The organism is Parabacteroides sp. APC149_11_2_Y6 (assembly GCF_054506995.1).
On record NZ_CP173709.1, the window covers coordinates 3825737 to 3838235 of the forward strand.

The 12499-nt window shown below is 41.7% G+C and carries 6 protein-coding genes; 4 read left to right on the forward strand and 2 right to left on the reverse strand.

The annotated features are described in order from the left end of the window. The first annotated feature begins 549 nt into the window (after positions 1-549). The 3 genes from ACGE0T_RS15930 to lptB all read left to right on the forward strand — a co-directional run bounded on the left by ACGE0T_RS15930 (position 550) and on the right by lptB (position 6152). Entirely contained in the window at positions 550-3717 is a 3168-nt protein-coding gene (locus tag ACGE0T_RS15930; protein WP_459187597.1) for a SusC/RagA family TonB-linked outer membrane protein, read from the forward strand. Between the two features lie 15 nt (positions 3718-3732). After that, on the forward strand, positions 3733-5163 hold the full coding sequence (locus tag ACGE0T_RS15935) for a RagB/SusD family nutrient uptake outer membrane protein (protein WP_459187598.1): 1431 nt from the start codon (positions 3733-3735) through the stop codon (positions 5161-5163). 236 nt (positions 5164-5399) lie between these two features. Further along, positions 5400-6152 (forward strand): LPS export ABC transporter ATP-binding protein, encoded by a 753-nt coding sequence (gene lptB / locus ACGE0T_RS15940; RefSeq protein WP_459187599.1) that lies wholly within the window; start codon positions 5400-5402, stop codon positions 6150-6152. Between the two features lie 105 nt (positions 6153-6257). On the opposite strand, the gene ACGE0T_RS15945 is transcribed toward lptB, so the two are convergent. Next, positions 6258-7283, reverse strand: a complete 1026-nt coding sequence (locus ACGE0T_RS15945) for a PI-PLC domain-containing protein (RefSeq protein ID WP_459187600.1) — start codon at positions 7281-7283, stop codon at positions 6258-6260. 176 nt (positions 7284-7459) lie between these two features. Here ACGE0T_RS15945 and ACGE0T_RS15950 point away from each other — a divergent pair, with 176 nt between their 5' ends. Then, entirely contained in the window at positions 7460-9877 is a 2418-nt protein-coding gene (locus tag ACGE0T_RS15950) for a TonB-dependent receptor (RefSeq protein WP_459187601.1), read from the forward strand. Positions 9878-10081: 204 nt separating this feature from the next. On the opposite strand, the gene ACGE0T_RS15955 is transcribed toward ACGE0T_RS15950, so the two are convergent. After that, the gene (locus ACGE0T_RS15955; protein ID WP_459190491.1) at positions 10082-12496 is read right to left on the reverse strand and encodes a glycoside hydrolase family 95 protein; all 2415 of its coding nucleotides are present in this window, start codon (positions 12494-12496) and stop codon (positions 10082-10084) included. Positions 12497-12499: the final 3 nt, after the last annotated feature.

Consider the following 12499-nt stretch of genomic DNA (forward strand, 5'->3'; position numbering starts at 1 on the left):
ACGTGAAAAATGCAGATACAGTGACAGATACAGACTAACAGTGGCAGATGTTTTTTATCTGCGACCACTATTATACATATTGCATTACAAAGGATATAAGAAATAATGATTGATACTATAGATCTATAAAACGAAACCGCGTTAATTCATACCTAAGATATATGTTTCACTATAGTTTCAGCAGGACTATGTCTTTTTAAGCCTTTCAATAATTGTTTATTTCGAACATCTTGCCCATAGAAGACTCAATATTAACACCTTATCACCCAAACTAATAAAACAATCTCCCCAAGAATATATTATCAGCCGTGTGCATATCTTATGCAAAAACGCCTCTTTATTCGGTTTTACATTTGGGAACGGGCGCAATTTAAATAAAAATATTGAAAATCCAATTTATATTCATAAAAATAAAAGATAATACATTAAATCTTTTACCGGAATAGACATTTATACATACATAAATTCACAATAAGGATTTAGACCAAAAGACATAGTCCTGCTGAAACTATAATAAAAAACATATTTTATTAACAAAAAAAGGTGTCTATGATGAAAAAGTTAACATTAGTAATGCTATTCCTTTTAGTCGGGGTCGGTATGGTGATTGCCCAGACGAAGGAAGTGACAGGTACTGTTATTTCCGCAGAAGACAATGAGCCGATTATTGGTGCTTCTGTAATAGTGAAAGGTACAACCATCGGTACGGTAACGGATGTAAATGGAGCTTTCTCTTTGGAAGTGCCCAATACAACAAAAGTATTGACATTCTCTTTTGTCGGAATGGTAGGAAAGGATGTTCCGGTTCAAAACGTGATGCGCGTAGTCTTAAATACAGCTTTAACGGAGTTGGATGAAGTAATGGTCGTAGCTTACGGGACTGTTAAAAAATCATCGTTTACGGGTTCTGCAGCCAATATTAAGTCGGAAAAACTGGAAAACCTTCAAGCGGCCTCATTAACAAAAGCATTGGAAGGAGCGGCTCCCGGTATCCAAGTAACAGGAAGTACCGGTATGCCGGGAGATAATGCAAAAATCCAAATCCGCGGCATTGGTTCGGTGAATGCCTCGAACGATCCGTTATATGTTGTCGACGGTGCTCCTTTTGATGGTGACATCAGTACGATCAATACGGAAGATATTGCCAGCATTACCGTTTTGAAAGATGCGACATCTGCTGCCTTGTACGGAGCCCGTGGTGCAAACGGTGTGATTATGATCACGACAAAAAAAGGAACGTCCGGCAAAGTGCAACTGAATGCGAAAGTCAATCTGGGTGTCGTTTCACGTGCCATTCCTGAGTATAACCGTGTAAGTACAGGCGAATACTATGAATTGATGTGGGAAGGATGGCGAAATGCGTTGATAAACAACAGTGGTTACACACCCGAACAGGCTGCAGCTACAGCCAGTGGAGGAGATCAAAACGGTATCGTGGGTAAACTGGGGGGATATAACAGCTATAATGTTGCGAACGGCCAACTGATTGGTACGGATGGCAAGCTGAACCCGAATGCACGTTTGCTGTATAACGACGATTGGAATAAGGCTCTGGCACGTACCGCTTTGCGCCAGGAATATAATGTTTCGGTAAATGGAGGTACACAAAATACGACATTCTTTGCCTCGGCGTCCTATACAAATGAAGAAGGAATAGTGAAATGGTCTGATTTCGATCGCTTTACCGGCCGTGTCGGATTAACGAGCCAGATCAATTCCTGGTTGAAAGTAGATGCCAGCTTATCCGGTGCGACTTCCAACCAAAACGGCTTTGAAGCCGAAGGGACTTATACGACCAACCCATTCTATTACGGGCGCATGATGGCTCCCATTTATCCCATTTATCAATATGACGGCAATGGCCAAATTGTAAAAGATGGTAATGGGGATCCGATGTACGATATGGGAGGCGGTACTTCGCCTTATTCGTGGGCCGGCCATACCCGTCAATATGCGCCTAATTCAAACCTGATGGTAACATTGCCCCTTGATGACCGTTCAACGGAACGCAATACGCTTTCGGCACGTGTATCGGCTGAAATCAAATTCCTGAAAGATTTCACATTGAAAATCTCCGGTAATACAGATATCAGCAACGACTACAAGACCACCTACCAGAACAATATGTATGGTGATGCAGAAGGTGTATCCGGTCGTTCTACCAAGAATTATATCAAAAAGAATTCATATACGTTCAACCAGATTTTAACCTGGAACAAATCGTTCGGCGACCATAACCTGGCACTATTGGCCGGACATGAAAACTATATGTATACCTATCGTTATCTGGAGGCTACCCGTACAGGTTTTACCATTCCGACAACAGAGATCGTTGCAGGTTCCGTTGCCGAAGGTTCGACTTCCTATACGAATGAATACAGCTTGGAAGGCTACTTGTTCCAAGCCAATTACGATTATGCCAATAAGTACTATTTGTCGGGTTCGTTCCGTTATGACGGGACATCCCGTTTCTACAAGGATGCCCGTTGGGGAGCATTCTGGTCGTTGGGAGCATCCTGGCGTTTGAGTGAAGAAGATTTCATCAAGGATTATACGTGGATCGACAATTTGAAACTGAAAGCTTCTTATGGGCAACAAGGAAACGATAATATTCTGGATGAATGGGGGGACCCGATTTATTTCGGCTGGCAAAGTTTGTATTCATTCGATGACAAAAATAACGGGACCCTGAACGGAGCTGTCCATAGCCAGCTCTTAAACAAAAAACTGGAATGGGAAAAGAACTCTAATCTGAATGTGGGGGTTGAATTTTCCACGTTCGATTTCCTCCGTGGTGAGATAGACGTATTCAACCGCGTGTCCAGCAACCTGTTGTTCCAAGTTCCGAGACCGCAATCGACCGGTATTGAATATATGTGGCAAAATATCGGAACGATGCGTAACACGGGATTGGAAGTCTCGTTGGGATTCGATATTTTCAAAAAGTCCGATTTCCGCTGGAGCTTGGACCTGAATGCCACATTCTTTAGAAACAAGATTACAAAGATGCCGAAAGACTCGGATGGTAATCCACAGGAAATCATTAACGGGACCAAGAAACTTTCCGAAGGACATTCAATTTATGAATTCTGGTTGCGGGAATATGCCGGTGTCGATCCTGAAGATGGTAGCGCTCTGTTTTATAAAGATATCAAAGATAGCAATGGTAATGTAACCGGTCGCGAAACGACTAAAGACCAGAATGCAGCCGACTATTATTATATGGGTGACGCTATTCCCGATTTGTATGGAGGTTTTACGAACAGCTTCAGTTATAAAGGTTTCGATTTGTCCATTTTCTTCAGTTATCAGATCGGTGGCAAGATGTACGACACGAATTACGCAGGTTTGATGCATCCGGGATCATTCGGTACACATTGGTCTACGGATATTAAGAACCGTTGGCAGAAACCGGGAGATATCACGGATGTTCCCCGCTTGCAGAACAACTATCCGGCCGCCAGTGCAGGTTCTTCACGCTGGTTAGTTAATGCCAGCTATCTGGCACTGAAGAACGTGACACTTTCTTACACCTTACCGAAATTTATCCAGAATAAATTGGATATGAAGGGATGTAAGGTCTTCTTAACCGGTGATAACCTGTTTTTGTTATGCAAGCGGAAAGGTATGGACCCGCAACAGAATTTTAACGGTACGTCGGATTATACATATGTGCCGAATCGTGTAGTAAGTTTAGGTATTAACGTAACATTCTAAAACATGAATCAAGTAATGAAAAAAATAATTTCATCCATCATATTAGGCACATCCCTGCTGATTGCTCCGGGATGTGGTGAAGATTATCTGGAGAGAGTTCCGACTAACAGCGTTACGGACGAAAGTCTGTTCTCTACGGTTGAAGGTGCAGAAACGGCACTTAACGGAATTCATCGTTCCACCTATGCATTTTATGATTCCCATGACCGATTCGGGCAAAAGTCCATTGATATTATTATTGATTTCATGGCTGACGATTTCTTACAACTGGAACGTGGTTACGGTTGGTTCGTAAGCTGGTATCAATACTTGGATAGCCGGAATATCAATTCCGATAATTTGGAATATGCCTGGTCGTATTATTACGATATTATCGACAATGCGAATCTGCTCCTTGAAAATGTCGATAAGGCCACCGATGCGGCTTTAAACGAGGACAAAGTGAAAAACATAAAAGGACAGGCATATGCTTACCGGGCTTATTCTTATTGGCAGTTAGTGCAGATGTTTGCTTATCGCTACGATTATAATGGGAATAACACTCAACCGGGTGTCCCTTTAGTCTTGGACAATAGTGGAGAAGCTAAACCTCGCGCTACAGTCGAAACGGTATACGAACAGATTTTCAGCGATATCGACCAGGCAATCACGCTGCTGGTTGAATCGGATGTGGACCGCCCGAATAAATCGCATATTAATTTGAATGTCGCTCAAGGTTTTAAAGCCCGTTTTGCCTTGACGACCGGTGATTGGGCCACTGCTGCCGATATGGCACACCAAGCTCGCCAGGGTTATAAACTGACCAGTAATTATAAAAATGGTTGGAATGATTCGAATGATAGCGAATGGATATGGGGAGCTGTTTTGATTGACGAACAACAAACCAGCTACGCTTCTTTCTTTTCGCATGTGGATCCGAATTTCGGGGGATATGCTTCAATGGGAAGCTTCAAATTAGGCAGCACGGAAATTATTGATTATATGGCCGACAGCGACCAACGTAAACAATTATTTGATAAAGATCGCATCGGTTATAAGTTTACCGGTTTCGGAGAGTGGACAAATGATTATATCTATATGAAATCCGGGGAAATGTATCTGATCGAAGCGGAAGCCTTAGCTCGCCAGAGCAAAAATGCAGAAGCGCAAGATGTTATTTTCGAACTAACAAAGAATCGCGACCCAGAAGCTCAAAAGCCGACTATGACGGGTGATGCCCTGATCCAACACATTTTGATGGAACGCCGTTGCGATCTGTGGGGAGACGGATTCCGGTTGTTTGACATCAAACGCTTGAATATTGCTATGGATAGACATAACAAAGGCCATAACGAAACGTTCTGGGCTAATGCCGGCTATTTTGAAGCAGGGTCAAAAGAACTTCTGTTCTTAATTCCGAAACAGGAAATGGATGCTAATCCGTTGATGGAGCAGAATCCGTTGTAAGTGCAATGCTGAAAAAACTTCAGCGGTTTTCATTAAGCTGGAGTTCTTAACAATATGGGATATCCCAATATCTAATATTTAGACACATTTATTAGAAGGTCAGGGTTTGTAGTGATACAGACCCTGATTGCTTTTGAATAATGAATGGCTCACAATGGCACTCATCCTATTTTCACTATACACCTATTTGTACAGAAGAAATTAATTCCGTTTCTTTGTGCAAAGATTTTTTAGATATGGCAGATGAAGAGCAAATGGTCCTCCGTACAGAGGATTTGGTAAAAAAATATAAGACACGAACCGTAGTTAACCACGTTTCCATCAATGTGAAACAAGGAGAAATTGTGGGATTGCTTGGGCCTAACGGGGCAGGTAAAACTACAACTTTCTACATGACCGTTGGTTTGGTAACTCCCAATGAAGGCAGAATATTCCTGAATGATATGGAAATCACTAAGTTTCCCGTATATAAACGTGCCCGTAACGGTATCGGATACTTGGCCCAGGAAGCTTCCATCTTCCGTAAAATGACAGTTGAAGATAATATCCGTTCTGTATTGGAAATGACGGAAACAACCGCCGAATACCAAAAAGAAAAACTGGAGAGCCTGATTTCCGAATTTGGTCTGAACAAAGTACGCAAGAATTTAGGAGACCAGTTGTCCGGAGGTGAACGCCGCCGTGCCGAAATTGCCCGCTGCCTGGCCATAGACCCTAAATTTATTATGCTGGACGAACCTTTTGCCGGGGTCGACCCTATTGCCGTACAGGATATTCAAAGTATCGTAGCAAAACTGAAACACAAAAATATCGGTATTCTGATTACGGACCACAACGTATATGAAACGTTAAGTATCTGCGACCGTGCCTACTTGCTGTTTGAAGGTAAAGTATTGTTTCAGGGAACAGCCGAACAGCTTGCAGAAAACGAGATCGTACGTGAAAAATATCTGGGTAAAGACTTCATCCTGCGTAAGAAAGACTTTTAAAATTCCCCATAAACCAAACGCGGATATACGGACCTCTAAAAACGATCCGTATTATCCGCGTCTGTATTTTCAAGGGATTATAGTATTTGATTGTTCTTTATCAAATCAATTGCTGTTCGAATTATCTAAAAAAGGAAGGATAACCGTCTCTAAAATATAATTTCTCAAATCTGTCCAATCTTCCACAAAATCCATCATCAGTGTTCCTCCTCTTTTCAAATAAACTGCGCTTTCTTTTAATACATCCAATCCTTCCTTATGGAATCTAACAGCATATCCTTTCGGATACGGTATATAAAAGTTTCCTGAAAAATCATACCCTGAAGTAAAAAACAAAAACCACCGGGTAGGATCCTCTTTTAGAGTTGGCAATATTTCAGGGAAAACTTCTTTGACAACCCGGACTTTTGTTTCCGGATAGGCTTTATAGCGGTCACTTATAGCAACACGAAGACATCCATTTACTTCAGAAGTAGGATTTTGAGTTGTATCATCCGGCCAGTTTATTCGTGGAGCACCTTCTATATATCCTAAATTGCCTTCATTATATCCATGGGTTACCATAACAATCTTCCCTCTTAATTCAGAAATCGGTTGATTTAGCAAATCTTTCTCAAACAAAAAATGCTCCCTGCCAAGTTCATCTACATTTTTTTGAAAATTCTCATTATAAACAGGACCCGGACCTTTTGCATCTTCGGCTTTTAGCATTACTACAATAAACTCCCTCTGATTAGATTGTAAAAAGGTTATGCACGTTTTTGCAAAATCTGTAAAATCCATTTCACAGTAAGAGACGCCATGAAAGAAATTCATTCCTTCATTCAAATGGCAATCAAACACACGAACGCCCCATGATAATTGATCTTCTATATTTAAATCTTGACATTTGACACATCCGGACATACATTTAAATGTCCCGGCATCATGAGAACCGAAAAGAACTAAATTTGCTAATTTATTATTATCGGAGTAAAGTCCTATCCATTCATTTGGCTTAACTTTAGAATTTAAAGATTTTGTAGTCAAACCTTCATTTGTAGCCTTTCCGTTTTCCAAATGTTCCGTCAAATCCGTACATGATGTAACCACCCCTACGAAAAGACCTAATAAAATAATTACTTTGCGCATAGTCATTTAAGATTTAGGTAAAACATAAAAATTCTCATCTCCTATACTTTATATGACAAACAGTAAATGCTAACTACTTAAAGTTGAATCTTATCTTTTCGTTAATAAAACCTATACAGTTTACTAATAAAGCAAAAAGAACTATCTTCACGCCTTTGTTAATAAGTTATGAAAAAATGAAGAAGTGTTTTTACCTCATCTTGACCTTATTGTCTTTTTCTTGTTTTGTCTTAGCCACCCCAATCTCCCGTATTAAAGGAAAAATTGTGGATGCAAGTAATAACAATCCCATAGATGCAGCAGATGTATTCCTTTTCCTGCAAGGAAATGCCAATCCTATATATCAGGCCCTACCTGAAATGGATGGAAGTTTCAATATACCGGACATCAAAGACGGAACATACAGCTTGTTAATTCGTTTGGTCGGTTACGACCTGTATTCAAAAACCGATATAGAAATCATTCCTTCACGGCAAACAGTAGATTTGGGAATTATATCTCTAAAACCTCTTGAAGTAGGATTAGCAGAAGTTGAAATTGTAGCCCAGAAAAAGCAAGTCATTTACAAACTGGACAAAAAAGTAATCAGCGCCTCATCTAATCTACTGGCAGGCGGCGGTTCTGCTGTTGATATTTTGGAAAACACGCCCTCTATCCGTGTAAATGCCGAAGGGGAAGTCACTTTCCGCGGCAGTAGTGGTTTTATGGTTTATGTAGACGGGAAACCGAGCGTTTTCAGCGGTACACAGGCACTGGAGCAAATACCATCCAGCCATATTGAAAATATAGAAATCATCACCACACCATCTGCCCGCCATGATACAGGGGGAGATGTGGGTATTATCAATATTATAACAAAGAAACATAGTCAACACGGCCTCAGTGGTATGGTAAACGTAACCGGAAGCACCTTCCTGTCCCGAGGAGTGGACTTTCTACTGGCACAACAAAACAAAGCTTCCCGCTGGTATATCGGTGGAAACTGGAGCGACCGCCTGAGGAAAAGCCATTTCGACCAGGAGAAAACCACGATTGTTTCCGATACTGCCACAACCTCACATTCCAATGGTCCCCGTGAGAGTAATAATTTCGACTATTCATTAAAAGCAGGATGGAGCTATACCCTTCCCCACACAACATTAAATGCAGACCTGCAAGGTGGTTACGGAGGACGTACCCGAAAAGGAGACCTCGATTATACGGAAGTCCGCTCCACCCATAATAATATCATAGGAAACGGGGATTATTATAGCCGGGATGATTATGATTTACATGAGACCTATTTCCAAGGTACTATCGGTGCCAATCATAAGTTTAATGACAAGGGGCATGAATTATCAGCAAGTTTCTATTTGAAATACGGAGGCAACGCGCTTGAATATTTCCAGAGTGACTTGTACAATAAGAACAATGAGCGTGAGCAAGGCCACCGCGCGTGGGAAGATGAACATCGTTGGACTGTCCGGGGGAATCTGGATTACATCTATCCCTATAGTAAAACCGGACATATAGAAACGGGCTACCAATACTTCTCCTATCTGGAAGACGGCGACTACAGTATGCAATTCTGGAATCCGGAGAAAAAAGAATTCTATTGGAGAGATGATATTTATAATACTTTCTACTTCCAACATGGTATTAATTCTATCTATGCTATTATCGGAGACAGTTACAAAGCGTTCGATTTCCAAGTTGGTGTTCGTGGAGAGCATACCCATCGTGTACTACGCAGTTCTATAAAAGGAAAAGACAGGACTTACAACAAATTTGAGTTTTTCCCTTCTTTCCATTTAGGATACAACTTTCCCAAAGAGCATAAGTTGTTGTTCTCTTATTCACGCCGTATCACACGTCCTGAGCTATTTTTCATGGAGCCATATATAACTTATCGTGACTTCTATTCTGCTGAAATCGGGAACCCGGACATTCGCTCCGAATATATCAACTCCTTTGAACTGAATTATAAAAAGAACATTGGCGAACATACATTATCTGCAACACTTTTCCACCGTAGCAGGAAAGATAAGATAGAACGTTTACGCGTTCCTTTTCAGGCTGGCGTCACACTAGACTCTATGGCGAATGTGGGACACGACTACTCTACCGGATTAGAATTAAGCGGGCAAGTGCAGGTAACGCGTTGGTGGAATATCAATTTGAACGGGAGCCTCTATCATTATAAAGTAGAGAACCAATATAAACTGGATGGCAAAAACGAAAAGAGTACCAACTACGACATTGTTTGGAACAACTCGTTTGACATCGGTAAAAATACACGTATACAACTGGATGGTAATTTTGTAGGTCCTTCTGTAACCACCCAGGGACGTACAGACGCATTCTGGTATGCAAACCTTGCCGTCCGGCAACAATTAATGAAGCGAAGACTCACTGCTACACTTGCCTTCCGTGATGTCTTCAATTCGGCAAGGTACGTAAGTAATATTACGACTTCGGACTTACAATCCATCACCCATATCCGGCCGAATTATCCTTTAATAACTTTGACATTGAGTTACACTTTCAATAACTTCAAAATTAAGGGAAAACAAAGTACGGAAAATCATGATTTATTTGAAGGAACGAACCATTGATTCAGGTGACAGGTGACAGGTGACAGGTGACAGGTGACAGGTGACAGGTGACAGGTGACAGGTGACAGGTGACAGGTGACAGGTGACAGGTGATAACAAAATAAACGAAAGGAGCAAATTCTACCCAAAGAAAATTGCTCCTTTTTTATGTTTTAAAAATCCCGCTCGCCACTAACTGTCAACTGTCAACTATTTTTCCCCCGTTCAGAATTGAAGCAACAATTCCGAACCCGATTGAAGTTCACAAAATAACATTCCATTTACAACCGGTAGAGAGACCGCTTTTTGGTTGATATGGATGCTTAAGTTTTCAGAATTAGCTGGTAACTTGATATGGAAAGTACCGGGAACAAGAGCTTTCAGCGTTGCCTCCGTCAGTTTATTATCTTGCCACTTGGCAGAAACTTCACCTCCACCACGAACTTTCAAGCCTTTAAAACTACCTTCTTTCCATGCAGAAGGCAAAGCTGGCAACAATTCAATTGCACCTGTTTGGCTTTGAAGCAACATTTCTGCTATACCAGCCGTACCTCCAAAATTACCATCAATCTGGAAAGGCGGATGCGCACAGAAAAGATTCGGATACGTACCACCGCCATTTGTCATATTTGTTGTCTTATCTACACATGGACGCAATAAATCTCCAAGCAACTTATAGCAATGGTCGCCATCGTACAAACGCGCCCAGAAATTAATCTTCCATGCCATCGACCATCCTGTACTTTGGTCTCCACGCGCTTCCAACGACTTACGTGCAGCCTCGGCAAGTTGAGGTGTTTGTTCCATTGAAATTTCATTTCCCGGATACAAACCATATAAATGAGAAACATGGCGATGATGCAGTTCTACTTCTTCATACGGTTCCAACCATTCCATGATACGGCCATCCTTACCAATCGTCGTAGGCATCAAGCCCGCCCTTTTAACTGCCAATTCTTCAGAAAAAGCAGAATCTATCCCCAGAATGGCTGCTGCATCTATCGTATTAGTAAACAGTTCACGTAAAATCTGGTTATCCATTGTCGAGCCGGCACAGATAGAAACAACCTTACCATTCGGTAATTTATAAGCATTTTCCGGAGAAGTGGTAGGAGCTGTCACCAAGAAACCATTACGCGGGTCTTTTACCAGCATATCCACAAAAAATAGGGAAGCCCCTTTCATCACCGGATATACATCTTTCAGGTATTCCTTATCCTGCGTATATAAATAATGCATGTATAAATGTTCACACAACCATGCGGCGGAAGTATTGGTCGCCCCCCAGGAAGGATGTTCGCCGGGAGCAGTAAATTCCCATACATTACCCAGAATATGCGTTACCCATCCACGAGCATTATAAAAAGCCTTTGCAGTCTGTTCACCGCTTGCCACCTGTTGTTTAGTCCATTCTGCTAACGGAAGATGCAATTCGGACAAATTGGTTACTTCTGCCGGCCAATGATTCATTTGCAGATTGATATTCAAATGATAATCGCCATTCCAAGGGGTATTGATCGTATTGCACCACAAGCCCTGTAAGTTGGGAGGTAATAAACCGACACGCGTAGACGATATTAATAAATAACGTCCGAACTGGAAATATAAGGCAGCCAAACTGGGATCATTCTTATCCTTGTTAAATGCTTCCAGCCGCTTATCCATTGGAAGATTCTCCCTTTCCGTATGTCCCAGATCCAGTTCCACACGCCCGAACAAGGAACGATAAGCCGCAATATGTTCTTTTCTTAACGTAGCATAATCCTTCTTTTCAGCTTTTGCCAATAAAGACTGAACCTTTGCTTCCGGCTCCTTTTCAAAATAATCGGTAGCCATGCTCACTAACAAAATTGCTTCCGTCGCATTTTTTACAGAAACAGAACTATCATTTGCAATAACCCTTCCGCCTTTCGGAAGAAGTACCCGAACACGGGACGCATATTGCATACCTTTCATCTCCATTGTATCCACGCCGTCGAATAAGCGTCCTTGCATCAGTAAGTCGTTCCCTTCAGTAAATACTTTATAATGCTCGGGACGGTTCATTCCTACTGAAAAATTCAACGAATTATCAACGTCTGCCGTCAAACGGATAACACCCAGGTCATCGGAAAAAGAAGTAAAAGCTTCACGATTGAAAGTAGTCTTTCCCTTACGGAAAGAAACGGATGCGATAGCTTCATTCAAATTTAATGTACGATTGTAGGCAGAAACGGAATCTTTGCCGGAAGGATATTCGTAATCGAGCAGCAAATTTCCAAACAGTTGGTAACTTCCATACGGCACCTTTGCCCCCTGCCCTTCACCGCTACCAGGACCTTTACATACAAAAGTCCGATACATCAGTTCCTGTGCTTCATCATTACGTCCTTCAAATAATAACTTACGGATAGCAGGAAGTGCATATAAAGCCTGGGGATTATCCGTAACCTGCTTGCTGCCGGACCACATGGATATTTCATTCAAAACAAATTTTTCTGAGTCGACACCTCCGTCCGGCATCATTCCTAAACGTCCATTCCCCAAAGGAAAGGTTTCTTCCCAAATCCGGGCCGGAGTATCAAAATAATAAGACAAGGCATTCCCGGATTTCATCTCCGGCACATTACATCCCCATAGGAATAAAAGGGACAAAGCCATACA

Coding starts and splice junctions, on each gene's coding strand:
- ACGE0T_RS15930 (WP_459187597.1), top strand. CDS start 550: ATGATGAAAAAGTTAACATTAGTAATGCTATTCCTTTTAGTCGGGGTC.
- ACGE0T_RS15935 (WP_459187598.1), top strand. CDS start 3,733: ATGAAAAAAATAATTTCATCCATCATATTAGGCACATCCCTGCTGATT.
- lptB (WP_459187599.1), top strand. CDS start 5,400: ATGGCAGATGAAGAGCAAATGGTCCTCCGTACAGAGGATTTGGTAAAA.
- ACGE0T_RS15945 (WP_459187600.1), bottom strand. CDS start 7,283: ATGCGCAAAGTAATTATTTTATTAGGTCTTTTCGTAGGGGTGGTTACA.
- ACGE0T_RS15950 (WP_459187601.1), top strand. CDS start 7,460: ATGAAGAAGTGTTTTTACCTCATCTTGACCTTATTGTCTTTTTCTTGT.
- ACGE0T_RS15955 (WP_459190491.1), bottom strand. CDS start 12,496: ATGGCTTTGTCCCTTTTATTCCTATGGGGATGTAATGTGCCGGAGATG.